The 25,522-nt window shown below is 69.7% G+C and carries 25 protein-coding genes and 1 tRNA gene; 21 read left to right on the forward strand and 5 right to left on the reverse strand.

Features of this window, described 5'->3' with window-relative positions; translation table 11 throughout:
• Positions 1-162: 162 nt before the first annotated feature.
• From ileS to ndk, 4 genes are all read left to right on the forward strand, one after another.
• Positions 163-3,459, forward strand: coding sequence for an isoleucine--tRNA ligase (ileS, locus tag ACPEEZ_RS05100; protein ID WP_423923456.1), 3,297 nt, complete (start codon positions 163-165; stop codon positions 3,457-3,459).
• The gene (locus ACPEEZ_RS05105; RefSeq protein WP_423923458.1) at positions 3,456-4,832 is read left to right on the forward strand and encodes a bifunctional folylpolyglutamate synthase/dihydrofolate synthase; all 1,377 of its coding nucleotides are present in this window, start codon (positions 3,456-3,458) and stop codon (positions 4,830-4,832) included. The genes ileS and ACPEEZ_RS05105 overlap by 4 nt, the downstream gene beginning before the upstream one ends.
• Positions 4,829-5,236, forward strand: coding sequence for a DUF4233 domain-containing protein (locus ACPEEZ_RS05110; protein WP_423923460.1), 408 nt, complete (start codon positions 4,829-4,831; stop codon positions 5,234-5,236). Before ACPEEZ_RS05105 ends, ACPEEZ_RS05110 begins: the two co-directional genes overlap by 4 nt.
• Before the next feature lie 107 nt (positions 5,237-5,343).
• Positions 5,344-5,760, forward strand: a complete 417-nt coding sequence (ndk, locus tag ACPEEZ_RS05115) for a nucleoside-diphosphate kinase (RefSeq protein WP_423923462.1) — start codon at positions 5,344-5,346, stop codon at positions 5,758-5,760.
• Between the two features lie 154 nt (positions 5,761-5,914).
• Here ndk and ACPEEZ_RS05120 read toward each other — a convergent pair whose 3' ends face one another.
• Positions 5,915-6,835 carry a DsbA family protein gene (locus ACPEEZ_RS05120; RefSeq protein WP_423923464.1) on the reverse strand — a complete coding sequence of 307 codons (921 nt, stop codon included), beginning with the start codon at positions 6,833-6,835 and terminating at the stop codon, positions 5,915-5,917.
• An 81-nt stretch (positions 6,836-6,916) separates the two neighbouring features.
• Positions 6,917-7,543 (reverse strand): vitamin K epoxide reductase family protein, encoded by a 627-nt coding sequence (locus ACPEEZ_RS05125; RefSeq protein ID WP_423923466.1) that lies wholly within the window; start codon positions 7,541-7,543, stop codon positions 6,917-6,919.
• A gap of 631 nt (positions 7,544-8,174) precedes the next feature.
• Between ACPEEZ_RS05125 and ACPEEZ_RS05130 the strand changes: the two genes are divergently transcribed.
• Positions 8,175-10,898, forward strand: a complete 2,724-nt coding sequence (locus ACPEEZ_RS05130; RefSeq protein ID WP_423923468.1) for an Rne/Rng family ribonuclease — start codon at positions 8,175-8,177, stop codon at positions 10,896-10,898.
• A 129-nt stretch (positions 10,899-11,027) separates the two neighbouring features.
• Positions 11,028-11,807, forward strand: coding sequence for a hypothetical protein (locus ACPEEZ_RS05135; protein ID WP_423923470.1), 780 nt, complete (start codon positions 11,028-11,030; stop codon positions 11,805-11,807).
• Between the two features lie 62 nt (positions 11,808-11,869).
• Here ACPEEZ_RS05135 and ACPEEZ_RS05140 read toward each other — a convergent pair whose 3' ends face one another.
• Positions 11,870-12,148, reverse strand: coding sequence for a DUF4031 domain-containing protein (locus ACPEEZ_RS05140; RefSeq protein ID WP_423923472.1), 279 nt, complete (start codon positions 12,146-12,148; stop codon positions 11,870-11,872).
• A 185-nt stretch (positions 12,149-12,333) separates the two neighbouring features.
• On the opposite strand from ACPEEZ_RS05140, the gene rplU reads away from it, so the two are divergent.
• From rplU to ACPEEZ_RS05190, 10 genes are all read left to right on the forward strand, one after another.
• The gene (gene rplU / locus ACPEEZ_RS05145; RefSeq protein WP_423917575.1) at positions 12,334-12,642 is read left to right on the forward strand and encodes a 50S ribosomal protein L21; all 309 of its coding nucleotides are present in this window, start codon (positions 12,334-12,336) and stop codon (positions 12,640-12,642) included.
• A 15-nt stretch (positions 12,643-12,657) separates the two neighbouring features.
• Positions 12,658-12,924, forward strand: a complete 267-nt coding sequence (gene rpmA, locus ACPEEZ_RS05150) for a 50S ribosomal protein L27 (RefSeq protein ID WP_423917578.1) — start codon at positions 12,658-12,660, stop codon at positions 12,922-12,924.
• A 134-nt stretch (positions 12,925-13,058) separates the two neighbouring features.
• The gene (obgE, locus tag ACPEEZ_RS05155; RefSeq protein ID WP_423923474.1) at positions 13,059-14,594 is read left to right on the forward strand and encodes a GTPase ObgE; all 1,536 of its coding nucleotides are present in this window, start codon (positions 13,059-13,061) and stop codon (positions 14,592-14,594) included.
• Positions 14,591-15,496, forward strand: a complete 906-nt coding sequence (proB, locus tag ACPEEZ_RS05160) for a glutamate 5-kinase (RefSeq protein WP_423923476.1) — start codon at positions 14,591-14,593, stop codon at positions 15,494-15,496. Before obgE ends, proB begins: the two co-directional genes overlap by 4 nt.
• 9 nt (positions 15,497-15,505) lie before the next feature.
• Positions 15,506-16,774, forward strand: coding sequence for a glutamate-5-semialdehyde dehydrogenase (locus ACPEEZ_RS05165; RefSeq protein WP_423923478.1), 1,269 nt, complete (start codon positions 15,506-15,508; stop codon positions 16,772-16,774).
• 36 nt (positions 16,775-16,810) lie between these two features.
• Positions 16,811-17,029 carry a hypothetical protein gene (locus tag ACPEEZ_RS05170; protein WP_423923480.1) on the forward strand — a complete coding sequence of 73 codons (219 nt, stop codon included), beginning with the start codon at positions 16,811-16,813 and terminating at the stop codon, positions 17,027-17,029.
• Positions 17,030-17,042: 13 nt separating this feature from the next.
• On the forward strand, positions 17,043-17,684 hold the full coding sequence (gene nadD / locus ACPEEZ_RS05175; protein WP_423923482.1) for a nicotinate-nucleotide adenylyltransferase: 642 nt from the start codon (positions 17,043-17,045) through the stop codon (positions 17,682-17,684).
• The gene (locus ACPEEZ_RS05180) at positions 17,681-19,177 is read left to right on the forward strand and encodes a hypothetical protein (protein ID WP_423923484.1); all 1,497 of its coding nucleotides are present in this window, start codon (positions 17,681-17,683) and stop codon (positions 19,175-19,177) included. Before nadD ends, ACPEEZ_RS05180 begins: the two co-directional genes overlap by 4 nt.
• A gap of 55 nt (positions 19,178-19,232) precedes the next feature.
• Entirely contained in the window at positions 19,233-19,604 is a 372-nt protein-coding gene (gene rsfS, locus ACPEEZ_RS05185; RefSeq protein WP_423923486.1) for a ribosome silencing factor, read from the forward strand.
• 89 nt (positions 19,605-19,693) lie between these two features.
• Positions 19,694-20,080, forward strand: coding sequence for a zf-TFIIB domain-containing protein (locus tag ACPEEZ_RS05190; protein ID WP_423923488.1), 387 nt, complete (start codon positions 19,694-19,696; stop codon positions 20,078-20,080).
• A gap of 85 nt (positions 20,081-20,165) precedes the next feature.
• On the opposite strand, the gene ACPEEZ_RS05195 is transcribed toward ACPEEZ_RS05190, so the two are convergent.
• The gene (locus ACPEEZ_RS05195) at positions 20,166-20,747 is read right to left on the reverse strand and encodes an antibiotic biosynthesis monooxygenase (RefSeq protein ID WP_423923490.1); all 582 of its coding nucleotides are present in this window, start codon (positions 20,745-20,747) and stop codon (positions 20,166-20,168) included.
• A 183-nt stretch (positions 20,748-20,930) separates the two neighbouring features.
• Between ACPEEZ_RS05195 and ACPEEZ_RS05200 the strand changes: the two genes are divergently transcribed.
• The 4 genes from ACPEEZ_RS05200 to ACPEEZ_RS05215 all read left to right on the forward strand — a co-directional run bounded on the left by ACPEEZ_RS05200 (position 20,931) and on the right by ACPEEZ_RS05215 (position 22,883).
• Positions 20,931-21,006, forward strand: a tRNA-Ala gene (locus ACPEEZ_RS05200).
• A gap of 316 nt (positions 21,007-21,322) precedes the next feature.
• Positions 21,323-22,039 (forward strand): general stress protein, encoded by a 717-nt coding sequence (locus ACPEEZ_RS05205; protein ID WP_423923492.1) that lies wholly within the window; start codon positions 21,323-21,325, stop codon positions 22,037-22,039.
• A gap of 140 nt (positions 22,040-22,179) precedes the next feature.
• Positions 22,180-22,425, forward strand: a complete 246-nt coding sequence (locus ACPEEZ_RS05210) for a hypothetical protein (protein WP_423923494.1) — start codon at positions 22,180-22,182, stop codon at positions 22,423-22,425.
• On the forward strand, positions 22,422-22,883 hold the full coding sequence (locus tag ACPEEZ_RS05215) for a MarR family winged helix-turn-helix transcriptional regulator (protein WP_423923496.1): 462 nt from the start codon (positions 22,422-22,424) through the stop codon (positions 22,881-22,883). The genes ACPEEZ_RS05210 and ACPEEZ_RS05215 overlap by 4 nt, the downstream gene beginning before the upstream one ends.
• Before the next feature lie 194 nt (positions 22,884-23,077).
• Here the strand turns inward: ACPEEZ_RS05215 and ACPEEZ_RS05220 are convergent, their stop codons facing one another.
• The gene (locus tag ACPEEZ_RS05220) at positions 23,078-24,097 is read right to left on the reverse strand and encodes a LacI family DNA-binding transcriptional regulator (protein ID WP_423923498.1); all 1,020 of its coding nucleotides are present in this window, start codon (positions 24,095-24,097) and stop codon (positions 23,078-23,080) included.
• Between the two features lie 132 nt (positions 24,098-24,229).
• Here ACPEEZ_RS05220 and ACPEEZ_RS05225 point away from each other — a divergent pair, with 132 nt between their 5' ends.
• Positions 24,230-25,522: an ABC transporter substrate-binding protein gene (locus ACPEEZ_RS05225; protein WP_423923500.1), complete on the forward strand. Its 1,293-nt coding sequence runs from the start codon at positions 24,230-24,232 to the stop codon at positions 25,520-25,522.

Consider the following 25,522-nt stretch of genomic DNA (forward strand, 5'->3'; position numbering starts at 1 on the left):
GCCGTCGCAGAGCGGTCGTCGCGATCGTCGTCCCCTCCCCGGTTCGCGCCGGGAGGGCCACGGCAGCCGAGACGGCAAGCGGGGTGGTACCGCGTGGTCGGATCTCGATCGCGTCCTCGTACAGAGATCGCACGACCGAGCCCTGCACGACCTGGAGACACGATGACCTACCCCAAGGGTGCCGACGAGACGCACGCCGCCGGCGAGACCGAACCCACCGGTGTTCCCGCCTCGCCGAGGTTCCCCGACATCGAGAAGGGCGTGCTCGCGTTCTGGAAGCGCGACGACACGTTCCAGGAGTCGATCCGCCGCCGTGAGGGCGCCGACGAGTGGGTCTTCTACGACGGCCCGCCGTTCGCCAACGGCCTGCCGCACTACGGTCACCTGCTGACCGGTTACGCCAAGGACGTCTTCCCGCGGTATCAGACCATGCGCGGCAAGCAGGTGCACCGCCGCTTCGGCTGGGACACGCACGGTCTGCCCGCCGAACTCGAGGCCATGCGCCAGCTCGGCATCACCGAGAAGCACCAGATCGACGAGATGGGCGTGGCCGAATTCAATGCCGCGGCCCGCGCCTCCGTATTGAAGTACACCGACGAGTGGCAGGACTACGTCACCCGTCAGGCCCGCTGGGTCGACTTCGAGAACGACTACAAGACCCTCGACGTCACGTTCATGGAGAGCGTCATCTGGGCCTTCAAGCAGCTCTGGGACAAGGGGCTCGCCTACGAGGGCTTCCGGGTGCTGCCCTACTGCTGGCACGACCAGACCCCTTTGTCGAACCACGAGCTGCGCATGGACGACGACGTCTACAAGATGCGCCAGGACCAGACCGTCACGGTGACGTTCCCGCTCGACGGCGTCAAGGCGGAGGCCCTCGGCCTCACCGCCGTGCGTGCCCTGGCCTGGACGACGACGCCGTGGACCCTCCCGACGAACCTCGCGCTCGCGGTGGGCCCCGACATCGAGTACTCGGTGCTGCCCAGCGGTCCGCTCGGGGCCTCCGACGGCAGCGAGCAGGGCGTCGCGTCGTACCTGCTCGCGAGCGACACGATCGCGGCGTATGCGAAGGACCTCGGCTACGAATCGGGTGCCGACGCCGTGACGGCCGTCACGCAGACCGTCCTCGGGCGCGAGCTCGAGGGCGTCCGCTACGACCGACTGTGGGACTGGTACGCCGACACCGAGACCTGGGGCACCGAGAACGCCTGGCAGATCCTCGTGGCCGACTACGTGGCCACCGGCGAGGGTACGGGCATCGTGCACCAGGCGCCCGCCTACGGTGAGGACGACCAGCTGGTCTGCGCCGCCGCCGGCATCCCCGTGCTCGTCTCGGTCGACGACGGCGGGCGGTTCCTGCCGATGTTCGGCGACATCGCCGGTCTGCAGGTCTTCGACGCCAACAAGCCCCTGACGCAGTCGTTGCGGGCCGAGGGGCGTCTGCTTCGCGTGGCGAGCTACGAGCACAGCTACCCGCACTGCTGGCGCTGCCGCAACCCGTTGATCTACAAGGCCGTCTCGAGCTGGTTCGTGCGCGTCACCGAGTTCCGCGACCGCATGGGCGAGCTGAACCAGGACATCACGTGGGTGCCCGAGAACGTCAAGGACGGGCAGTTCGGCAAGTGGGTCGGCAACGCCCGCGACTGGTCGATCTCGCGCAACCGCTACTGGGGGTCGCCCATCCCCGTCTGGAAGAGCGACGACCCCGAGTACCCGCGCCTCGACGTCTACGGGTCGCTGGCCGAGCTCGAACGCGACTTCGGCACCCTGCCGCTGAACGCCGACGGCGAGCCCGACCTGCACCGCCCCTACATCGACTCGCTCACGCGCCCGAACCCCGACGACCCGACCGGTCGCTCCACGATGCGCCGCATCGAGGACGTCCTGGACGTGTGGTTCGACTCCGGGTCGATGCCGTTCGCGCAGGTGCACTACCCGTTCGAGAACGAGCAGTGGTTCGACGACCACAACCCCGCCGACTTCATCGTCGAGTACATCGGTCAGACACGCGGCTGGTTCTACACGCTGCACACGCTGTCGACCGCGCTCTTCGACCGCCCGGCCTTCTCGAACGTGATCAGCCACGGGATCGTGCTCGGCTCGGACGGCCAGAAGATGTCGAAGAGCCTCCGCAACTACCCGGACGTCAGCGAGGTCTTCGACCGCGACGGCGCCGACGCCATGCGGTGGTTCCTGATGTCGTCGTCCGTCATCCGCGGCGGCAACCTCGTCGTCACGGAGGAGGGCATCCGCGAGAGCGTGCGGCAGTTCCTCCTGCCGCTCTGGAGCACGTACTACTTCTTCACGCTGTACGCCAACGCGGCCGGTGACACCGGAGACGGGAGCCAGGGCTACGACGCCGTCTGGCGCACCGACTCGACCGACGTGCTCGACCGGTACCTGCTCGCCAAGATGCACCGGCTGATCGTCGACGTGCAGACCGACCTCGACGGCCTGGACTCGCCCCTCGCCACCGCGAAGCTGCGCGACTTCGCCGACGTGCTGACCAACTGGTACGTGCGCCGGTCGCGCGAGCGGTTCTGGGGCGGAGACGACCAGGACGCGTTCGACACGCTCTACACGGTGCTCGAGACGCTCGTCCGGGTCGCAGCCCCCTTGGCGCCGCTGGTCGGCGACGAGATCTGGCGCGGTCTGACCGGTGGGCGCAGCGTCCACCTGGAGGACTGGCCCGACGCGTCGCTCTTCCCCGCCGACGACGCCCTGGTCGATGCCATGGACGGCGTCCGCGCCATCGCGTCGAGCGGTCTCGCCCTGCGCAAGGCGACCGGCCTGCGCGTGCGGCTCCCTCTCGCGACCCTGACCGTCGTGACGCCCGAGCCGGCGGGTCTCGAGCCGTTCGGCGAGATCCTCCGCGACGAGTTGAACGTCAAGGCCGTCGTGTTCACCACGCTGACCGAAGAGAGCCTCGGCGAGTACGGCGTGACCCGCAAGCTCAGCGTCAACGCCCGCGCGGCCGGGCCTCGCATCGGCAAGCAGGTGCAGCAGGTCATCCCCGCCGCCAAGAAGGGCGACTGGCAGGCGACGGGGGACACCGTCGTCGTGGGCGGCATCGAGTTGATCGCCGGCGAGTTCACGCTCGAGCTGGCCGTCGCCGACTCGTCCAGCGCGATCAGCTTCGTCGACGGCGGCGGCTTCGTGCTGCTCGACACCGAGACGACGCCCGAGCTCGAGACCGAGGGGCTTGCACGCGACGTCGTGCGCGCCGTCCAGCAGGCCCGCAAGCTGGCCGATCTCGACGTCAGCGACCGCATCGTCACGACCCTCACGACGGATGCCGAGTCGGCCGCCGCCATCGAGGCCCACCGCGACCTCATCGCGACCGAGACCCTGACGACCGACCTGGTCGTCGACGTGGTGCCCGCAGGAGTCGGCGACCGCGACGATCACGTCGCCGTCGGCTCGGGCTCCGCCGTGACCGTGGAGGTGCAGCGCTCATGAGCGACACGACCGACGACCAGCCCTACGCCGAGGAGGCGCGGCGCGTCTACTCCGAACTGCTCGCGCGGGTGGGCGAGCAGTCCCCGCAGCCCCGACTCGCGCCGACGCGGCGCGCCGTCGAGCTGCTGGGCGACCCCCAGCGGTCGTACCCGATCATCCACATCACCGGCACGAACGGCAAGACGTCGACGAGCCGGATGATCGAGAGCATCCTGCGCGCCTACGGGCTGCGCACGGGGCTCATGACCAGCCCGCACCTCGTGAAGGTCAACGAGCGGATCGTGATCGACGGCGAGCCGATCAGCGACGAGCGGCTCGTCGCGAACTGGGACGACATCCAGCCCTACCTCGCCATGGTCGACCTCGATCTCGAGGCGTCCGGCGAGCCCACCCTGACCTACTTCGAGGCGCTCACCGTGCTCGCGTTCGCCGCGTTCGCGGACGCCCCCGCCGACGTCGTCGTGCTCGAGGTGGGCATGGGTGGCGAATGGGACAGCACGAACGTGGCCGACGGCCAGGTGGCCGTGTTCACGCCCATCGCGCTCGACCACCAGAACCGTCTCGGCTCGACGGTGGACGCCATCGCCCGGACGAAGTCCGGCATCGTGAAGCCGTCGGCCTCCGTCGTCAGTGCGACACAGGTTCCGGAGGCGCTGGCCGAGCTGCAGCGCGCGGCCGAGCTCACGGAGTCGTCGATCGTCGTCGAGGGGGAGTCCTTCGGCGTCGAGTCGTCGACGGTCGCCGTCGGCGGCCAGCTGGTGTCGATCCGCGGGATCGCCGGTCGCTACGACGACCTGCTGCTGCCGTACTTCGGTCGCCACCAGGCACAGAACGCCGCCGTCGCGGTCGCCGCCGTCGAGTCGTTCCTCGGCTCGGGCTCCCAGGCGCTCGACGCCGACGTGCTGGCCGAGGGGTTGGCCCAGTCGACGTCGCCCGGACGCCTGCAGATCGTGGCCAACGAGCCGACCATCCTGGTCGACGCCGCCCACAACCCGCACGGCGCGAAGGCGCTCGCCTCCGCCATCGACGAGTACTTCCACTTCGGCGGCGTGATCGCCGTCCTCGGCGTCCTCGCCGACAAGGACGCCGCGGGCATCATCCGTGCCCTGTCGAAGACGGTCTCGCAGTTCGTCATCACGCAGTCGGACTCCGACCGCTCCATCCCCGCCGACGACCTCGCCGCGATCGCCGTCGGCATCGTCGGCGCGAACCGGGTCGTCGTCGAGACCGACGTGACCGCGGCCCTGTCGACGGCACGCGACCTGGCGGACGAGGTCGAGGGCGACGAACCGGGCGGCGTCGTCGTCACCGGGTCGATCACCCTCGTCGGCGAGGTGCTCGCCATCTCGCAGGGCGAGAGCGGGGCGAAGTGACCCAGCCACTGCCTCCTGCGGGTCGGGGTGCCGGTCGCCCGGCGCGACCGCGACGCCGACGCGGCGCCGCCGAGAGCCTGCTGTCGATCGTGCTCGTGCTCGAGGCGATGGTGCTGTTCTTCCTCGCGCTCGTCGTCTTCGGCCGGGGTGTCCTGCCCGGGCCCGTCGTGCTGGTCGGTCTGATCTCGGCAATCGTGATCATGGCGCTCGTGTCGCGCGTGCTGCGCTTCGGCTGGGGTCTCGCCCTCGGCTGGGTCGTGCAGGCCGGTCTCGTAGCGCTCGGCCTGCTCGAACCGCTGATGTTCGTGGTCGCCCTGATCTTCATCGCGATCTGGATCTTCTGCTTCGTCAAGGGACGCCAGCTCGACGCCCTCAACCGGGCCCGGTATCCCGACGCCGTCTGACCACCCGTGCGGTGCCCGGCACGCGCCCGATCTCGAACCTGACCGACCTCGAACCTGCCCGACCTGAACCTCATCGACACCGAACCGAACCCCACGAAGGAGACCCCGTGTCCGAACTCGAAGAAACACTCGTCCTCGTCAAGCCCGACGGCGTCGCCCGCGGCCTCACCGGCGAGATCCTGCGTCGGATCGAGCAGAAGGGCTACAACCTGGTCGACATCCGCCTCGTCGAGGCCGACCGCGACCTGCTGTCGAAGCACTACGAGGAGCACGTCGGCAAGCCGTTCTACGAGCCCCTCGTCGAGTTCATGGAGAGCGGCCCGACCGTCGCCATCCGTGTCTCGGGCAACGCCGTGATCGCGGGCTTCCGCTCGCTGGCCGGTACGACCGACCCGACGACGGCCGCCCCCGGCACGATCCGTGGCGATCTGGGCCGCGACTGGGGCCTCAAGGTGCAGCAGAACCTGGTGCACGGCTCCGACTCGGCCGAGTCGGCCGCGCGCGAGCTCGCTCTCTGGTTCTAGCCCCCGCGCACGCGAACGGCGCCGCACCTCCTCGGAGGTGCGGCGCCGTTCGTCGTTCCCGTCTCGCCCCTCAATCGATGTGTCGCGTCGGGTCGATGTCCGAGGCGAACATGCACCCGTCGTGACACATCGTCGGAGATGCGGGGAGGGTCGGTCAGGGGGTCGGGGTCGCGGTGGACTCGGCGCCGCCCGTGCTGGTGTCCGTCGTGGAGGCGCCGGTCGCGACCTCCTGGACGAACTGCGAGAAGACGGTCGGGTCGGTGAGCGAGCCCTTGTACTGCTGCCCGTTGACGAGGACGAGGGGCGTGCCCGTCAGCTTCGGGAGGTCGGAGTTCGGGATCGGATCGTTCAGGGCGCGCGTGGTGGCCGCAGCGACCCACTCCGTGAACTCTCCGCTCTTGATGCACTCGGCGATCTTGTCGTCCTTCGCCCCGGCGCCCTGCACGAGCGTCGTCAGCTCGGCGTTGGTCAGGCCCCGGGTGTTCTCGGCCGGCTGTTGGGCGAACAGGGCCGTGTTCACGTCGAGGAACTTCTCGGGCTCGTAGTTCGCCACGCAGGCGGCTGCGTTTGCGGATCGAGTCGAGTACTTCGACCCGACCGAGGCGTTGTCGAGGAACCCGATGGGGTGCACCTCGAGCGTCGCCGAGCCGCTCTTGACCATCTGTTCGAGACCGGCGGCGTTGGCCGTGTCGAACTGGCCGCAGTAGGGGCACATGTAGTCGAGGTAAACCACGATGTGCGGCTTGTCGGTCGAGCCGGTCGCCGTCGACGTCGGCTCTCCACCCGAGGCGATGGCACCGGTCTCGACGGTGCTGACGGACGTGCCGTCTCCCTGCAGCACGATCCCGTCGCTCGCCATGTTCAACGGCCCGGGCCCGGCCGGGGCGATCGAGCGCACGATGATCAGCGTGATGACGGCCAGGACGGCGAGCACGCCGACGACGAGGCCTCCCTGGAGGAACCACTTGTTGCGACGTCGGCGCTTGGCCTCGGCCTCGCGGGTGATACGAGCTTTCTCGCGGGCCGCCTCGCGGCGTTCTCGCTTCGTGGCTCCGGAGTCGGCAGGTGGCGTCATGGGTCCTCACTGGGTCTTGCGGTCGGCTCGGGGGTGTTCAACCCTCTCGATGTCGTCGGAGAGTTTGCTGGGAAGGCGCGGTCAGAACAGGGTGGGAAGCAACAGAGGGAACTGGACGATGATCGTCAACACGATGACGGCGTAGTTGATCACAGGCAACAGCCAGGAGAAGGGCAGCACGGCCTTCGCGACCCGACGCACGGACGGGTGGTCGATGGTGCTGCCGGTGGCGAGACCCCAGATCGTGAAGATCCAGAACAGCGGGATGGTCGTCAGCCAGACGAGCATGCACCAGGGGCAGAGGGCGCCGATCATGAACACGGCCTGGGTGAAGAGCCACATGATGAACACCCACGCGACGAGCAGCCCCAGATTGAAGACGATCCAGAACCAGCGGGCGAACCGGGCACCGGCGAGCAGAGCCACTCCGACCGCGACCGGTGCCACGAAGCCCATCAGGCCGAGGATGGGATTCGGGAACCCGAGGAGGGACGCCTGGGCGCTCTGCATGACCGGCGTGCAGCCGATGAACGGGTTCACGTCGCAGCCGAGCGGCGCCGCCGGGTTCTCGAGCAGCCGGAACTTGTCGACGGTCAGCTGGAAGGCACCGAAGAGCCCGACGAGACCGGCCAGGATCAGCAGGATTCCCGCGGCGAGCGGGGCCCGGGGGCTCTGGGGGTGCGTTGTACGAACCGAGGCATCAGTCACGGAATGCAGTGTATCGGGGCGTCCTCCGGCGAAGGGGTCAGCCGACATCGGGGGTATCTGACCCCCGTCCCGGCCCCGGCGTGCGATAATCGAGCCAGTCGTGGGGTGCGAACCCCGAGATCAAGACTTACCGGGCAACCCACCGGGCCACACCGGAGGACGCGCCATCGCGAGTTCGAGAACGAACCACCGGTGACGGGTCCGCCCGCGGTAGAAGACGCCGCACGTGTCGGATAGCCAGCTCCGAGACAACAAGCACCAGCGTGGGTGATCAACCCGCGCCTACCTGACAGCGCATGCCGTGAGAGGGCATGGTGACCCGAGGTCGACCGCCGACGAGGCGCCGACCGGAAGTCCTGCACCGACCGCCCGAGGGCGACGGGCAGGCAGGTCACGAGACGAGATTTCCCGCCGGAGGCACGCCCCCGGCGGGTCGAGGAGTGCACCACCCGTGGTGGAGAAGAACGAAGAAAGTCCGAAGAAGAGAAGTCGACTGTTCGGGGGGCGTCGCGCGCGACAAGCCGCGGCCGCCGCGACAGCGAAGACCGAGGCGCCGTCGTCGCCCGTGCAGACCAACGGTGTGCCCGACGACCGCAGGACTCGACAGGACCACGCCCAGGAGGCATCACACGTGACCCATGAGACAGAGGTCGCGGCCGAGGCCACGACCGAGACCGCCCACACGACCGAGCCCGGCCACACGACGGCTACGACGAGCGGCGAGGCCTCGCAGGCCGCCGAGGCCGTGGTCGACGAGACCGCCGTCGCCCTCGACGCCCAGGACGCCGAGCCGCAGCCGGTGCCCGACGCGCCGGTCGAGCCGACGGGGGCGACTCCCGAGTCGCCGATCCCGGCCCAGCTGACCACGACGACGCTGATCTTCCACGCGCCCGAGATCGTGCCGCTGCCCGCCCGACCCGGCCGTCGATTCCCGCGCGATGACGACCGTGACGACGATCAGTACGACGACCACGACGAGCAGTCCGACCGTGACGACCGTGACGACGACCGCCCGGCGACGTCCGGTTCGTCGCGTCGCCGCTCGCGCGGACGCTCGCAGGACCGCGAGGAGCGCGACGGAGAGTCGCGCCAGACCCGAGAGCGCCCCCAGCGTCAGGTCGAGCTCATCACCGAGCCGCAGAAGGTCAAGGGCTCGACCCGTCTCGAGGCCAAGAAGCAGCGCCGTCGCGACGGTCGGGACGCCGGTCGCCGCCGCGCCGTCATCACCGAGGCCGAGTTCCTGGCCCGTCGCGAGAGCGTCGACCGCAAGATGATCGTCCGCTCGTCGGGCGACCGGATCGAGATCGGCGTCATGGAGGACGGCACGCTCGCCGAGCACTACGTCGCCAAGTCGCAGAACGTCTCGTTGATCGGCAATGTCTACCTCGGCCGTGTGCAGAACGTGCTGCCGAGCATGGAGGCGGCGTTCGTCGACATCGGACGCGGTCGCAACGCCGTCCTGTATTCGGGCGAGGTCGACTGGGACTCGGTGCAGACCGGCAACCAGCCCCGCCGCATCGAGCTGGCCCTGAAGCCGGGCGACCGCGTGCTCGTCCAGGTCACGAAGGACCCGGTCGGGCACAAGGGTGCCCGCCTCACCAGCCAGATCTCGCTGCCCGGCCGCTACCTCGTGTACGTGCCGAACGGCTCGATGAACGGCATCAGCCGCAAGCTGCCCGACACCGAGCGTGCCCGTCTCAAGAAGATCCTCAAAGAGGCGCTGCCGGAGAACACGGGTGTCATCGTCCGTACGGCCGCCGAGGGCGCGACCGAGGAGCAGCTGACGCTCGACGTCAAGCGCCTGACGAACCAGTGGGCCGACATCTCGAAGAAGGTCGAGGCCGGCAACGCCCCGAACCTGTTGCACTCCGAGCCCGACCTGTTGATCAAGATCGTCCGGGACGTCTTCAACGAGGACTTCCACGAGATGGTGATCGACGGCGACGAGGCGTTCGACACGCTGCAGTCGTACCTGTCGGCCGTCGCGCCCGACCTGCTCGATCGCGTCTCGCGCTACGAGGGCGACAAGGACAGCTTCGACGCGTACCGCCTCAACGAGCAGATCGAGAAGGCCCTCGACCGCAAGGTCTGGTTGCCCTCGGGCGGCTCGCTCGTGATCGACCGCACCGAGGCGATGACGGTCGTCGACGTCAACACCGGCAAGTTCGTCGGCTCGGGCGGCAACCTCGAGGAGACCGTCACGAAGAACAACCTCGAGGCGGCGGAAGAGATCGTGCGACAGCTCCGTCTGCGCGACATCGGCGGCATCATCGTCGTCGACTTCATCGACATGGTGCTCGAGTCGAACCGCGACCTCGTGCTGCGCCGTCTCGTCGAGTGCCTGAGCCGTGACCGCACGAAGCACCAGGTCGCCGAGGTGACGTCGCTCGGTCTCGTCCAGATGACCCGCAAGAAGCTCGGTCTCGGTCTGGCCGAGTCGTTCTCCGAGGCCGGTAGCGCCGCTCGGGTGCAGGAGCAGCTGCCGCGCAAGAACGGTCAGGAGTCGCGCCGTCGTGGCAAGGCGAACGGCAACGGAAACGGCAACGGCTCCGGCAACGGTGCCCCGCAGCGAGGCGGCTCGTCGTCGTCCGGCTCGGCGCACCCCACGACGGGGACTCACGCCATCACCGACGACGTGAAGAACGCCCTGTCGCGCATCGCTGCCAGCACGATCTCGCACGCCGAGAACGGCGACGCCCCCGGTGACGCGGCAGCCCAGGCGGCGGCGGCGGTCGAGGCCGCCATCGACGCGGCGGCGGCGTCGACCGAGAAGGCTCCGGCGACCGACGAGACCGACGGCGCCTCCGAGACCCGTTCGGGTCGTCCCGCCCGCAAGAGTCGTCGCGGCTCGCGCTCCGGGTCGGCGCGCGACGACAAGTCCGGCGAGTCGGCCGACGCGTCCGACGGTGACTCGGCCAGCGCCTCCTCGGGGTTCGTCATCGACATCCCGCAGGCGGCCCCCGCAGCGGGGATCGACCCGGTCGAGAAGCCCGCGGTCGCGAAGAAGACCGCGGTCTCGGCGTCGGCACCGAGTGCGGACGCGGCTCCGGTCGAGAAGACCTCGCGCCGCGCCGCGGCCACGGTCTCGACGCCCGACGCGACGGTGGCGATCCTCGACATCCCCGTCGCCGCCGCCAAGCGCGAGCCGCGCCGCCTCAGCAGTCAGGATGCCGAGCAGCTGCTCGACTCCGTGCTGGGCGCGCTGCCCGAGCCGAAGCAGCCGGGTCAGGGTCGCAACCGCTCGCGTCGCGCCTCCAGCCAGGGGACGACCGCGGCGTCGACGTCGGCGGCCCCGTCGTCCGACGAGGGCGGCCCGTTCATCCTCGGTGTCGGCGTCTCGTCCGACGACCTCTGATCGGACGTCGTCCCGAACGACGAACCCCTGCGACGTGTCGCCCGTGTGCCCTCCGGCCGCGGGCGACACGTCGTCGTGGTCCGTCGTGTCCGTCGATACCGCCTCCGGCCGGGCGTCTAAGGTGAGCGTGTGACCAGCACCGATCGCTCGACACCCGCCCGTCGCGGTGTGGTCGCCGCCGTGCGTCGCCGCCTGACCCGCGAGGAGACCGTGTCGGCCGTCGTCGCCGTGGGCGTCGTGCTCGTGGCCCGGTTCGCACTCGGTCTGCTGGCTCTGATCGGATCGGCCATCGGCTTCTCCGCCACGTCCTTCCCGAGCGGGTTCCTCGCGACGCCCGTCGGGCAGTTCCTCGGCAGCTTCGTCCTCTATCCCTTCCCGTTCTATCTCGCCGCCGCCATCGTGCTGATCTTCGTGTCGCCGCTGGCCACGGATGCGCCCCTGGCGGCCGTGCTCCGATCCGGTGCCATCGCCGGCGCGATCGGGACGGCCGCTCTCGCCGTCGTGGGGATCGCCCCGGGCGTCCTCCTCTCGATCAGCGGCAACACGTGGGCCAATCTCGCGCTGTATCTGACGACGATCCCGCTGTCGAACGGCATCGTCGACACCGCGCTGCTCCTCGTGGGGTGCGTGCTGTCATGGCTGTGGGCTCGACGCGAGCGTGACCGCCTGGGTGCCGACCCGGGGGAGTACGTGCCACGACCTCGACGATCGCGGGACGTCGTCGACGAGCCCGCCGTCCTCGACGTCGTCGACGAGGGCCCCGCCGTCGTCACGGGCGACCCGGACTCGCCGACCGCCACGACCGAGCCCCGCGGTGGACGTGCGGCCTCGGGTCGCCCCCGACGCCCGGAGGTCGACGGCGGCGACCCGACCGACCAATCGCGATTCGCGCCTCCGGAAGGCCTCTGACCGACGCGTCGAACGTCGCGGGTTCGCCTCGCGTGGGTATCAGCCGAGGAGGCGCGCGCCGGTCACGAGGGCAACCCGCGCTTGCGACGCTGGGACACCCGCAGGCCGCTGCGCTCGAGGCGACGTGCGAGCTCGAGGCCCGGGGTGGGCACGGCGCCGCCGACCACGAGCTCGTCGTAGCGGGACGCGGGCACGTCGTAGTGGTCGTGGTCGAAACCCCGTCGGGGGATGCCGTGCCGGGCCGCGAACGCGTGCAGCTCGTCGTAGGACGCGTCGCTGACCAGATGCGACCACACCGTGTCGTGAGCGGGCCAGATGGGCTCGTCGATCAGGATGGTCACGCGTCGATGCTAGTCCCGCCGCCGCCCGGCGGTCAGGTGGTCGATTGACGCTCATCTGGGTGCCATGTACTGTAGATCGTTGGTGCGCGCTGGCCTCGCCGCGATCCGCACCCGAGACGTCACCCCGTCCCATCATCACCGTGTCCCTGCCGGGTCATGGCACGAGACATCAGTTAGGAACAACCATGGTCTACGCAGTCGTGCGCGCCGGTGGCCGTCAGGAGAAGGTCGAGGTGGGCACCATCGTGACCCTCGATCGCCTGAAGTCCGCCGAGGGCGAGAGCATCACCCTTCCCGCCGTCCTCCACGTCGACGGGGACACCGTCACCTCCGCGGCCGACGCGCTGGCGAAGATCACGGTCACCGCCGAGGTCCTCAACGACCTGCGCGGCCCGAAGATCACGATCCAGAACTACAAGAACAAGACCGGTTACAAGCGTCGCATGGGGTTCCGTGCCGACCTGACCCGCGTCAAGATCACCTCGATCAAGTAAGGGAGCTGAGAACGCATGGCACACAAAAAGGGAGCTAGCTCCACCCGCAACGGCCGCGACTCCAACGCTCAGCGCCTCGGCGTGAAGCGCTTCGGCGGTCAGGTCGTCCTCGCGGGCGAGATCCTCGTCCGTCAGCGGGGCACGCACTTCCACCCCGGCGCCAACGTCGGTCGTGGTGGCGACGACACCCTGTTCGCCCTCGCACCGGGATCGGTCCAGTTCGGCACCAAGGGCGGCCGCAAGGTCGTCAACATCGTCGCCGCAGCGACGGTCGACGCCTAGGCGGATCGACCGCCGGCTTCACGGCAGCAACGAATGGGCGAGCACGTGCTCGCCCATTCGTGTTTGACCCGGGGGCCCAACTCCTCGGCACCCCGCCTCCTCGGCACGCACAGACCAAGAGACAGACAGAACACATGGCCACCTTCGTCGACCACGTCACGCTCCATCTCCGCGCCGGAAACGGCGGGAACGGCTGCGTGTCCGTCAAGCGCGAGAAGTTCAAGCCCCTCGCCGGCCCCGACGGCGGCAACGGCGGACACGGTGGCGACATCGTCCTCGTGAGCGAGACCGGTGTCACCACGCTGCTCGGGTTCCACCGGGCCCCGCACCGTTCCAGCGAGAACGGCGGCTTCGGCATGGGCGACCACCGCAGCGGCACGAACGGCGAGACCCTCGTGCTCGAGGTCCCGGTCGGCACGGTCATCAAGAGCGCCGACGGAACCGAGCTGATCGACATGGTCGAGCCCGGCATGCGCTACGTCGTGGCCGAGGGCGGCATCGGCGGCCTGGGCAACGCGGCGCTCGCCTCGACGAAGCGCAAGGCACCCGGCTTCGCACTGCTCGGCACCCCGGGCTGGCAGGGCGACATCGACCTCGAGCTGAAGGTCGTCGCCGACGTGGCGCTCGTCGGGTTCCCGTCCGCGGGCAAGTCGAGCCTCGTCGCGGCGCTCTCGGCCGCCAAGCCGAAGATCGCCGACTACCCGTTCACCACGCTGCACCCCAACCTCGGTGTCGTCGAGTCGGGCGAGACCCGCTACACCGTCGCCGACGTGCCCGGTCTCATCGAGGGCGCGAGCGAGGGCAAGGGCCTGGGGCTCGAGTTCCTGCGACACGTCGAGCGCTGCTCGGCCCTGCTGCACGTGCTCGACTGCGCCACGCTCGACCCGGGTCGCGACCCGCTCACCGACCTCGACACGATCCTGCACGAGCTCGAGGCGTATCCCGTCCCCGAGGGGCAGCTGCCCCTGCTCGAGCGCCCGCAGATGATCGCGCTCAACAAGGTCGACGTCCCCGACGGGCGCGAGCTCGCCGACTTCGTCACGCCCGAGCTGGAGTCGCGCGGTTACAAGGTCTTCGAGATCTCGGCCGTGAGCCACGAGGGCCTGCGCAACCTCTCGTTCGCGCTGGCCGAGGTCGTGGACGCGAGCCGGGCCGAGATCGCCGCCCGACCCGCGCCTCCTCGTCTCGTCATGCGCCCGCGCGCCGTCAACGAGAAGGCGTTCGTCATCAAGGTCGAGGGTGGCACGTACGGCAACGTGTACCGCATCCTCGGTCAGAAGCCCGAGCGCTGGGTCGTGCAGACCGACTTCAACAACGAGGAGGCGGTGGGCTACCTCGCCGACCGGCTCAACGCCATCGGCATCGAGGACGCCCTGTTCAAGGCCGGCGCACAGGCCGGCTCGACGGTCGTCATCGGCCCCGAGGGCGGCATCGTCTTCGACTGGGAGCCGACGCTCACGTCGACCGCCGAGCTGATGACGAGTGCGCGCGGAACGGACCCGCGACTCATCCAGAACGACCGCCCCACGCGCAACCAGCGTCGCGAGTCGTACTTCGAACGCATGGACGCCAAGGCGGAGGCGCGGGCCGAGTTGCAGCGCGAGCGCGCGGCCGGTCTGTGGACCGACGACGAGGGGTTCCCCGTGCGGGAGGGTGACGAGCAGGAATGACCGACAGCCCCGACGCGACGGCCGAGATCCGGCGACAGGCCGAGGTCACCCCGGTGACGACGCGATCTGCCATCGCCGCGGCACGCCGGATCGTCGTCAAGGTCGGCTCGTCGTCGATCAGCGGTGACAACGCCGGGCAGATCGGCCCGCTCGTCGACGCATTGGCCGAGGCGTACGGCCGCGGCGCCCAGGTCGTGCTGGTCTCGTCGGGGGCGATCGCCACGGGCATGCCGCACCTCGCCCTGGACTCGAGGCCGACCGACCTCGCGACCCAGCAGGCGGCGGCGGCCGTCGGGCAGAACCTGCTCGTCTATCGATACCAGGAGAGCCTGCGCCGCTACGGCATCGTCGCCGGCCAGGTCCTGCTCACCGCGGGCGACATGCAGAACCCGACGCACCGCAGCAACGCGCAGCGGGCCATGGAACGGCTGCTCGACCTGCGCATCCTGCCGATCGTCAACGAGAACGACACGGTCGCCACGCACGAGATCCGCTTCGGCGACAACGACCGGCTCGCGGCACTCGTCTCGAAGCTGATCGGTGCGGACGTGCTCGTGCTGCTGAGCGATGTCGACGCGCTCTACACGCGCCCGCCGCACGAGCCCGGTGCCGTCAAGATCGTGGACGTCGACTTCGGCGACGAGCTGGCCGGCGTCACGTTCGGCGACATCGGCGCGGCCGGTGTCGGCACGGGAGGAGCGGGCACGAAGGTCGCCGCCGCCCGCTATGCCGCCGACGCCGGGACCCCCGTCCTCGTCACGAGCACGGCGAACGTCGCGTCCGCCCTGCGCGGAGCCGAGGTCGGGACGTTCTTCTCGGCGCGCCCCGATGCGGCGGGCCACCCCGACGGCGTTCCCGCCTCCGAGACTCACGACGACTCCGGGGTCGCGTCCTCCGATTAGAATTCGGCCATGTCTGTCGTGGATGAGGCCGTGTCGTCGATCGTCGAGAAGTTCGCCGCGGCGAAGACGGCCTCGCGTGCCCTCGCCACGCTGACGGCCGACGCCAAGAACACCGCCCTCGAGGCCGTCGCGGACGCGATCACCGCCGAGTCGGGTCGTATCCTCGCGGCCAACGAGCTCGACCTGGCGAACGCCCGCGAGTCGGGGGTCTCGGAGGCGCTGCAGGACCGTCTGCGGCTCGACGAGGCGCGCCTCGGCCGTCTCGCGGATGCCACGCGACTCGTCGCCTCCCTCGTCGACCCGGTGGGGGAGTCGCTCCGCGGCAAGGTGCTGCCCAACGGGCTCCGCCTGGATCAGATCCGGGTGCCGTTCGGCGTCGTCGGCGTCATCTACGAGGCCCGGCCCAACGTCACCGTCGACATCGCGGCGTTGGCGTTGAAGAGCGGTAACGCCGCGGTCCTGCGCGGCGGCAGTGCGGCGCAGAACAGCAACCGCGTGCTCGTCGACGTCATCCGGGAGGCGCTGGTCGCCTCCGGCCTGCCCGCCGACGCCGTCGTCACGATCGACGAGTTCGGTCGCGAGGGCGCCACCGATCTGATGCACGCGCGGGGCTACGTCGACGTGCTGGTGCCCCGAGGGAGCGCGCAACTGATCGAGACGGTCGTGCGGGAGTCGACGGTACCCGTCATCGAGACGGGCGCCGGCGTCGTGCACGTGTTCCTGGACGAGAGCGCCGACGAGGGGTGGAGCGTGGACATCGCGCTCGACGCCAAGACGCGGCGACCGAGCGTCTGCAACGCCCTCGAGACGCTGCTCGTACACGAGGCGGCGGCAGAGCGCCTGCTGCCGCCGGTGCTGGGAGCCCTCAGCGCCTCCGGCGTGACGATCCACGGCGACGACCGGACCCGCGCCGTGTTCGCGGACGCCGTCGAGGCGACCGACGACGACTGGGCGGCCGAATACATGAGTCTCGACCTGGCCGTGCGGGTGGTCGCCGACGTCGACGCGGCGATGGAGCACATCGCGCGCTGGTCGACGCACCACACCGAGTCCATCGTGACCAACGACCTCGCGAACGCCGAGCGGTTCCTCGCCGGCGTCGACAGCGCCGTCGTGATGGTGAACGCGTCGCCGCGGTTCACCGACGGAGGCGAGTTCGGCTTCGGCGCCGAGGTCGGCATCTCGACCCAGAAGCTGCACGCACGAGGCCCGATGGGACTCGGCGAACTGACGAGCACCAAGTGGGTGGTGCGCGGCGCAGGTCAGACGCGTGGCTAGACTGAGGCGGTTCGTATTTCTCGGAACGGAGATCCCATGCTCGACGTCTCGCTGCTCGCTGCCGCCCACGAGGCCGCTGCGCCCCTGATCGCGCCGCCCATCGTCATCGCGCTGACGTTCGCCGTGTTCTTCCTCTTCCTCGGGTACGTCGTGTGGAGCTACCGCGACGTCGCCAACCGCTCCGTCCGCAAGGCGTCGAAGCTCGCACACCACGACACCGCGATCGACGAATACGGCCACCCGAAGAACCACTGACCCGGCCCGCGCCATGGCCGTCTTCCCCGATGAGGTGTCTCGCTCGGACGCTTCCGTCTCCGCTGCTCCGCGCCGCCCACGCATCGGCGTGATGGGCGGAACCTTCGATCCGATCCACCACGGCCACCTCGTCGCCGCCAGCGAGGTGGCGCAGTCGTTCCATCTCGACGAGGTCGTCTTCGTCCCGACCGGTCAGCCGTACATGAAGACGGTCGTGACCGACGGCGAGCACCGCTATCTCATGACGGTCATCGCGACCGCGTCGAACCCGATGTTCACGGTGAGCCGGGTCGACATCGATCGCACGGGCCCGACCTACACGATCGACACGCTTCGCGACATCCGGGCGCAACGACCCGACGCCGAACTCTTCTTCATCACGGGGGCCGACGCGGTCGCGCAGATCCTCGACTGGAAGGACGTCCAGGAGCTCTGGAGCCTCGCCCACTTCGTCGCCGTGTCCCGCCCGGGCCACGACCTGAGCGTTAGCGGTTTGCCCGAGAGCGACGTAAGCTTGCTCGAAGTTCCCGCTCTGGCGATCTCGTCGACCGATTGCCGCGCCCGGGTCGGACGGGAATTCCCGGTGTGGTATCTCGTCCCCGACGGAGTCGTCCAGTACATCTCCAAGCACCATCTGTATCGGAGTGTTGCATGAGTTCGTCCGACGGTCAGCCGCCGCTCACCAGACGACAGGTCCGTGATCTCGAACGCGCGCGCGAGGCCGGTGCCGCCGTCGCCGCCGCGACCGGGTCCGTTCCCCTCCCGCCCGCGTCGGTGACCTCACCGGCCGCCCCGACGTCGATCTCCGTGCCCGCGTCCGCTCCACGCCCGTCGTCCTCCCAGGGCCCGTCGTCGCCGGCCCCGTCATCGTCACAGGGGCCCGCTTCGGGTACGAGCCCGGCGCCCGTTCCCTCGTCGGTGTCGACTCCTCGTGACGAGGTCGCGGCCGCCCCCACATCTTTCTCCGCCCCCGGTTCGGTCTCCGACCCCGGGCGCACGCTCACCCGACGCGAGCTCCGCGCGCTTCGCGATGCCGAGACCACGAGGTCGGCCGAGCCCGTTCCCCTGCAGGCCCCCGCGCCCGAACCCCGCCGCGACCTGTCCGAGGCGCTGCAGGGCGTCGACCGCATGGTCGCGCCGCTCGACGGCGAGACGGCTGGCTCGCCTTCGGCCGACGTGGCCGAGCACGATCGGCCCGTGGTCGCCAGCGGTGCGGTCTCGTCGCCCCCGGCCCCGCGCGAGTCGAACGACGGCACCCCTCGCTCCGTCGTCCCCGACACGGCCGACGACGAGTCGGTTCTCCCCCTCGCCGATGACGACGTCACGGCCTCGACCGGCCCGCGTCGGACGGGCACGCCGGACACCGGTCCCCGTGGCTCCATGTCCCCCTCGACCGGGTCGCGACCGTCCTCCACGCCGAGCGTCTTCCCGTTCGACCTCAGCTCGTCGGCGGCTTCCTCGACCGCTCCGACCACCCCGTCGGGTCGCCCCGTGTCCGTCCCGGCTCCCGCCGACCTCTCGACGGGTGAGCCGCCGCGGCCCACGCCGGCGGTGCACTCGCCCTCCGCGCCGGTCGAGTCGGTAGATTCCGCCGCGGTCTCGTCCGCCTCGCCGTCGGCTGCGCCCGTTCCGCCGAACCCGGCTCTGTCGGTGCCGGCGTCGGTGCCGAACCCGAGCGGATACGTGCCTCCGGTCGGTCACTGGTCGACGCAGGCCGACGAGCCGGACGACGACACCGTCGGCGGGCGCACGCTCGGCACGAGCACGGGTCAGCACAACGCGCTGATCCTCACGGATCAGCAGGTCGCCGACGTCACCGGCGCCCTGAACGCCACCGGCGAGATCATCATCACCGGGTCCATCGATCTACCGCGTAGCCTCGGTGCGACCGGCTCGCAGGCCCGGATCGACAACAGCGACATCGACCGGCTCATGGAGCAGGGCGACGCCGAGCAGGCCGACACCGACGCCGAGCCGGTGCGCGCGAGCCGGGCGATCAGCACGCACACGTCGACGCGCGCCGTCGTGCTCGCGGCGGCTCAGCCGAAAACCCACCGCCTGCCTCTCATCCTGGGAATCGGTGGGGGCGTCATCGGTGCGGCTATCATTGGTGGGATCATCGCTGGTTTCGCCACCGGCGTTCTCTAGTCCTCGCACGACCCGAGTCGTCACTCGACCCGGCCACAGAACCCCGAAGGAATCCGTGACAGCCACCCCTCGTGCCATCGAGCTCCTGCAGATCGCCGCGCACGCGGCCGACTCCAAGCAGGCCGACGACCTGGTCGCGCTCGACGTGTCCGAGCCGCTGCCCCTGACCGACGTCTTCCTCCTCGCCTCCGGTCGGAGCGAGCGCAACGTCGTCGCCATCGCCGGTGAGGTCGAAGACAAGATGCTCGAGGCCGGGGTCAAGACCCTGCGCCGCGAGGGTCGCGCCGAGGGGCGTTGGATTCTGCTCGACTTCGGCGACCTCGTGGTGCACGTCTTCCACGACGAAGACCGCCAGTACTACTCGCTCGAGCGCCTGTGGAGCGACTGCCCGTCGATCCCGCTCGAGTTGTCGGTCGCCGACGCCTGATCCCGAGACCGTTCTTCTGCACGGTGTGAACTGATTCAGGGCGCTCACCGGCTGGTCTGGTGATCTGGTCCTCCACCCGAGGAGGACGCATGAAGTGCCCCAACGACTCCGCCACGCTCGTGATGAGCGAGCGCAGCGGCATCGAGATCGACTACTGCCCGGAGTGCCGCGGTGTGTGGCTCGACCGCGGCGAGCTGGACAAGATCATCGACCGGGCCGGCCCCCAGCAGGTGCCGCCCGCCGCCGCGGCGGCCTCGCCCGTCGCACCGGCGCCGCCCGTGACGAACATGCACGCGCCGTACCAGTACGCCGAGCCGCGTCGCGACCGCGACGATCGACCGTCCGGTCGGGGCGACCGCGACGGCGGCTACCGGCAGGACGGCTACGGGCGGGACGGCTACCAGCCGGACGGCTACGCCCAGGGTGGCTATCGCAAGAAGAAGAAAGAGAACTGGCTGTCTGAGCTGTTCGACTGAGGTCGAAGGGCATCGAGCGACGAGGAGGTGCGGGCGGGTGACGAACCCGACCCGCGCCTCCTTCGTCGTGAAGGGCGTCCGGGGCTCAGGTGCGCTGCGGCGCGCGGCGGGATGGAGCCAGCAGCCACGGGCGCAACGCCCGCGTCACGGCGGGCAGCACGAGGTACACCATCACGGGCATCACGCACACGATCGTGAGCAGCGCACGGAGGACGAGGGGCCAGTCGTGTGTGACGGGCGCGAGGGCGTATTGCGCGATCACGTTGACCGGGAAGAAGCCGACGAAGATGCTCACCATCTGCTTCCAGCGTGGGGGAGCGGGCAGGGCTTCGGGCGGGTCGTCGCCGATCGCCTCGACGGTCTCGGGGCGGTCGAACCAGCCCTCGATGCCCGTGCGGCGCTCGGTGTCGTGCACGATGCCGTTCGCGCTCGCGACCCACCAGGCCCGCTCGGGGGAGCGCTCCCACCGGGCCAGGTTCTCGGAGTCGGTGAAGCGGAAGAGCATGTGCCATTCGGGACCGTCGGCGTCGGATCGTATCCAGCCGGAGCCGAGGTAGCCGGGATAGCTCGCGATCAGGTCTTGACCGGCGCGCGCCCAGGCGTTCGCCTCGCGGACCCGTTCGGGCGCGACGTGGCGAGTGATGCTGATGGTGATGGGTCGTTCCATGCGCACCAGCTTCGCAGGGTCGTGTTTCGTGCCGGTTGCCGAGTGGTCTGGCGCGGGCTCTCGTGAGTGATTCGGCGGCAGGTCTGGCGGGGCGGTCCGGGTGGATTTGCGGCCTCGAAAAATGTAGTAATGTAGACGAGTTGCTTCCGGTAGGGAGAAACACCAAGGGTCAGAAATGATTCTGGGTCTGTGGCGCAGCTGGTAGCGCACCTGCATGGCATGCAGGGGGTCAGGGGTTCGAGTCCCCTCAGATCCACCAATATGAAGCAGGGCCCCGACGAAGTCGGGGCCCTGCTTCGTTTTGGTCGGCGTGAGGGATCGAGAAGCCCTTCGTGGGCCCACGCCGCCGGTGACGGCGCGCGGCGGAGCCGTGTGGCGTCCGAGCGGTGGGGATCGAGTCCCCTCAGATCCATCGCGAAATGGCTCTCCCGTTCGGGAGGGCCATTTCTCGTTGTGCCTCATGGGCGGCGCGATGCAGTGCATTGACTGCACGTTCTCTGGATGACCGAAGGGGGACGTGATACGACTGTCTCTACAGACTTGAGTCGTATCGACGCAACCCCGAGGAGTGCCCCATGAGCGACGAACCATCGAACCCGAACCAGCCGTCGACGCCGCCCGTCGGCGAGCAGCCCACCCGGCCCGCGCGTCCCGCCTACGGCGAGTACGCACCGACTCCGACGCCCGGGGCTGACGAGACTCCGGCGGCCCCTGCGGGGCAGGTGCCTCCGGGGGCGCCCTCCAGCCAGCCGGGCTCCGGCCCTAGCCGCGGCCCGGTCACGAACGAGCCGGCTCCGGCGATCTCGGCCCTGCCCAACGCGACCGGCGCGTGGTCGGGCGGCGGGTGGCCGCAGACCCTTGCCACGTACACCCGCTACGAAGACGCCCAGGCCGCCGTCGACCTGCTCAGTGACGAGGGCTTCCCGGTCGAGGCCGTGTCGATCGTCGGGCACGACATCCGCACCGTCGAGAACGTCTCGGGTCGTCTGACCTCGGGCAAGGCCGCCGTGCGCGGCCTCGGCGGCGGCGCCTGGTTCGGACTCCTGCTCGGGCTGCTGTTCAGCATCTTCGCGCCCGGTGCCGCCTGGCTCGGCATCCTGCTGCTCGCCGTCGGCCTCGGTGCCCTCTGGGGCGCCCTGTTCGGCTTCGTCGGACACGCCGCGCAGCGCGGACGCCGCGACTTCTCGTCGGTCAAGACGATGGAGGCGGGCCGGTACGACGTGCTCGTCCGTGGCGAGCTGGCGGCACGGGCGCAGCAGGTGATGGCGCAGGGTCGCGGGGTGCGGTCGTAACGCCACCCGCACCTCCGGCGCTCGCTGCCTGAACGAGATGACCCGTCCGGTGGATGTTCGAGACGAACATGCACCGGACGGGTCACTTCGTTTGAGGGTGCGCATTCATTGGGGTACCAATGGTTGGTACACTTGCGGTCATGCGAACGGATGAACAGAAGGGCGGAAGCCGCTTCGGCGACTTCGTCGAGCGGATCAACCAGCGACTCCGGCCCTACATCGGCTCGGCGCAGTTGGGGCTGAAGAACGAGGCGCCCCTGGTCGCTCCCGAGCACGGTGGGGCCTGCCCGTTGTGCGGCTCGGCGATGGACGAGCACGTCGTCGACCGAACCGGGCCGCGCACGATGCTGCACTGTCCGACCACGGCGGGGGAGTCCTCTCGATGACTGCGCCCGCGACACGCGATCCGCTCGCCCTCGAGAGTCAGATCTGTTTCGCGCTCAGCGTCGCATCCCGCGGAGTCGTCGCCGCCTACCGGCCGGTGCTCGAGCCTCTCGGGCTCACGCACCCGCAGTACCTCGTGATGTTGGCGCTCTGGGAGGACCGTCGCCCGCTCTCGATCAAAGACCTCAGTGCCCGACTGCGACTCGATCCGGGCACTCTGTCCCCGCTCGTCAAGCGCCTCGAGGCGATCGGCTACGTCACCCGGGGGCGGAGCGAGTCGGACGAGCGGTTGCTGGCGATCGCCCTGACCGAGCCCGGAGCCGCGTTGCGCCGACAGGCCGAGTCGATCCCGGCGCGCATGATGGAGCGTCTCGGCCTCGACCTCGACGACGTGCTCGTGCTGCAGCGCACCATGGCCGCACTGATCGCGGCCGCGGACGACGACCCGTCCGACTCCTGAACGAGATGACCCGTCGGGTCGATGTGTCCCCCTGACATCGACCCGACGGGTCACTTCGTTGCCGGGGGTGGATCGATGTGTCGCGTTCGGTGGGTGTTGGGCGCGAACATCGACCCGACGGGTCACTTCGTTGGCAGGGGTGGATCGATGTGTCGCGTTCGGTGGATGTTGCGGGAAAACATCGACCCGACGGGTCACTTCGTTGAGAGAGGGGGCGGGGGCGCCGTCGTGTCGCGGACGACGAGGCGGGTCGGCAACTGCACTTCCGTGGTCGTGAGCGGGCGGTCGGTGAGCTGCGCGAAGAGCATCGTCGTCGCGACCGTGCCGAGCTGCTGCATGGGCTGCTGCACCGTCGTCAGGGGCGGCTGCTCGCGAGCCGCCTCCGGGATGTCGTCGAAGCCGACCACGCTGAGGTCGTCCGGGACACGCAGGCCGAGGTCGAGGGCCGTCCGCAGCACGGCGATCGCCGACAGGTCGTTGGCCGCGAACACGGCCGTCGGGGGATTCGGGTCGGTGAGCAGCGACTGGGCGGCGCGGCGGGCCGTGCCCATCTCGAACTCGCCGTCGCGGGTGAGGGCGGGGTCGCGGGCGATGCCCGCGCTCCGTAGGGCCTGGGCGTAGCCGGCCTCCCGCAAGGAGGCGCTGCGCAGGTCGCCGCGGCCGGCCAGGAACCCGATACGGCGATGTCCGAGGGCGATGAGGTGCTCGACCGCCTGCACCGCGCCTCCTCTGCTGTCGGCCTCGACCGACGGCAGGTCGGTGCGGCCCGTGTGCGGGTCGACCGAGACGACCGGGATGCTGGCCGACGTCGTGATGACGGACGGCGTCACGAGGATGGCACCGTCGATCAGGGTGCCGCTGAGGCGGCTGAGCGAGCGGCGCTCCCAGCCGTCGTTGCCGCCGTGGTGGGCCCCGCTGTAGGCGAGCAGGTCGTAGTCGGGGGCGAGGGTGCGGATCGCGGTGCCGACGCCCTTCAAGACCTCCGAGCTGAACGGCTCGAAGTCGGCGACGAGCACGCCGATGACGCCCGTGCGGCGGGAGCGCATGCTGCTCGCCACGAGGCTCGACTCGTAGCCGAGTTCGTCGACGGCGGCCATCACCCGGGCGATCGTCGCGGGAGCGATGCCGTACCGGCCGTTGACGGCCTTCGAGACGGTGGCGACCGAGACCCCGGCCATCGCGGCGACGTCGTGGATCGTCGGTCGTGTGTTCACGAGGGTCAGCGTAGTGACATGGAAATGGTTTTCGAAAACGTTTGACACATTCGGGCACGTTTTCGACACTGGGCGCACAGCACACACCGTCGGCCGGCACACGGCCACTCAATGAAGAGGAACAGGTGCACCATGGGAAAACTCTCGAAGGTACTGGCAGGCTCCGCTGCTCTGCTGATGGGGGCGGGTCTTCTGACGGCCTGCAGCCCCGGCGGATCGGGTGGCGGGACGGACGGCGACCAGTCGCTGACGCTCTGGCAGAACTCGACGACCGGCCCCGGTCAGGAGTTCTGGAAGAAGACCGCCGCGGACTTCACCAAGAAGAACCCGTCGGTCAAGATCGACGTGCAGACGGTCCAGAACGAGGACTTCGACAGCAAGCTGCAGACCGCGCTGAATTCCGGTGACGCGCCCGACGTGTTCTTGCAGCGCGGCGGCGGCAAGATGGCCGCCATGGTCTCGGCCGGTCAGCTGATGGACCTCACCGGCAAGCTGTCGGACTCGGCCACGAAGGAGATCTCGAAGGCTTCCATCGAGGCCGGGACGATCGACGGCAAGGTCTACTCGATGCCCGTCTCGGTGCTGCCGGGTGGTCTCTGGTACAGCCAGGACGTCTTCGACAAGGCCGGCATCACGAGCACGCCGACCACCATGGACGAGCTCGACTCGGCCGTCTCGGCCCTCAAGGCCTCGGGTGTGCAGCCCGTCGCGCTCGGCGGCAAGGACGCCTGGCCCGCGGCCCACTGGTTCTTCTTCTTCGCCCTGCGCGCCTGCAGCTCGGACACCCTCTCGAAGGCGGCGGAGACCCGCGACTTCAGCGACGGTTGCTGGCTCGACGCGGCCAAGAACCTCGCGGCGTTCCGCGACACCCAGCCGTTCAACACCGGGTTCCTGACGACGTCCGCCCAGCAGGGCGCCGGCAGCTCGGCCGGGCTCCTCGCCAACCACGAGGCCGGCATGGAACTGATGGGCGCGTGGGACCCGGGTGTCATCGCCTCGCTGACCCCCGACCAGAAGCCGCTGCCCGACCTGGGCTGGTTCCCCTTCCCGGCCGTCACGGGCGGTGACGGCAAGCCCGGCGCCATCATGGGCGGCATCGACGGGTACTCCTGCTCGGCCGGCGCCCCCGCGTCGTGCGTCGACTTCTTGAACTACCTCGCCACGTCCGACGTGCAGAAGGAGTACTACGCGGCCTTCAACGCGCCTCCGGTCAACACCGTCGCGCAGGAGGCCGTCACCGAGCCGTACCTGAAGAGCGTCATCTCGGCCTACAACGACGCCCCGTTCGTCTCGCAGTGGCTCGACACCGTCTACGGCCTCAACGTGGGCAACGCGATGAACGTCGCGGTGGTCAACCTCCTGAGCGGCGGCGGAAGCCCGCAGGACCTCGTGTCGGCCATCAACGACGCCGCGAAGAAGGCGTAG

Source organism: Frigoribacterium sp. 2-23 (assembly GCF_049601585.1).
GTDB lineage: Bacteria > Actinomycetota > Actinomycetes > Actinomycetales > Microbacteriaceae > Frigoribacterium.

Coding starts and splice junctions, on each gene's coding strand:
- nadD (WP_423923482.1), top strand. CDS start 17,043: ATGGCCGTCTTCCCCGATGAGGTGTCTCGCTCGGACGCTTCCGTCTCC.
- rpmA (WP_423917578.1), top strand. CDS start 12,658: ATGGCACACAAAAAGGGAGCTAGCTCCACCCGCAACGGCCGCGACTCC.
- ACPEEZ_RS05205 (WP_423923492.1), top strand. CDS start 21,323: ATGAGCGACGAACCATCGAACCCGAACCAGCCGTCGACGCCGCCCGTC.
- ACPEEZ_RS05170 (WP_423923480.1), top strand. CDS start 16,811: ATGCTCGACGTCTCGCTGCTCGCTGCCGCCCACGAGGCCGCTGCGCCC.
- ACPEEZ_RS05165 (WP_423923478.1), top strand. CDS start 15,506: ATGTCTGTCGTGGATGAGGCCGTGTCGTCGATCGTCGAGAAGTTCGCC.
- ACPEEZ_RS05180 (WP_423923484.1), top strand. CDS start 17,681: ATGAGTTCGTCCGACGGTCAGCCGCCGCTCACCAGACGACAGGTCCGT.
- proB (WP_423923476.1), top strand. CDS start 14,591: ATGACCGACAGCCCCGACGCGACGGCCGAGATCCGGCGACAGGCCGAG.
- ACPEEZ_RS05120 (WP_423923464.1), bottom strand. CDS start 6,835: ATGACGCCACCTGCCGACTCCGGAGCCACGAAGCGAGAACGCCGCGAG.
- ACPEEZ_RS05190 (WP_423923488.1), top strand. CDS start 19,694: ATGAAGTGCCCCAACGACTCCGCCACGCTCGTGATGAGCGAGCGCAGC.
- ACPEEZ_RS05215 (WP_423923496.1), top strand. CDS start 22,422: ATGACTGCGCCCGCGACACGCGATCCGCTCGCCCTCGAGAGTCAGATC.
- obgE (WP_423923474.1), top strand. CDS start 13,059: ATGGCCACCTTCGTCGACCACGTCACGCTCCATCTCCGCGCCGGAAAC.
- ACPEEZ_RS05210 (WP_423923494.1), top strand. CDS start 22,180: ATGCGAACGGATGAACAGAAGGGCGGAAGCCGCTTCGGCGACTTCGTC.
- ileS (WP_423923456.1), top strand. CDS start 163: ATGACCTACCCCAAGGGTGCCGACGAGACGCACGCCGCCGGCGAGACC.
- rplU (WP_423917575.1), top strand. CDS start 12,334: ATGGTCTACGCAGTCGTGCGCGCCGGTGGCCGTCAGGAGAAGGTCGAG.
- ACPEEZ_RS05195 (WP_423923490.1), bottom strand. CDS start 20,747: ATGGAACGACCCATCACCATCAGCATCACTCGCCACGTCGCGCCCGAA.
- ACPEEZ_RS05105 (WP_423923458.1), top strand. CDS start 3,456: ATGAGCGACACGACCGACGACCAGCCCTACGCCGAGGAGGCGCGGCGC.
- ACPEEZ_RS05225 (WP_423923500.1), top strand. CDS start 24,230: ATGGGAAAACTCTCGAAGGTACTGGCAGGCTCCGCTGCTCTGCTGATG.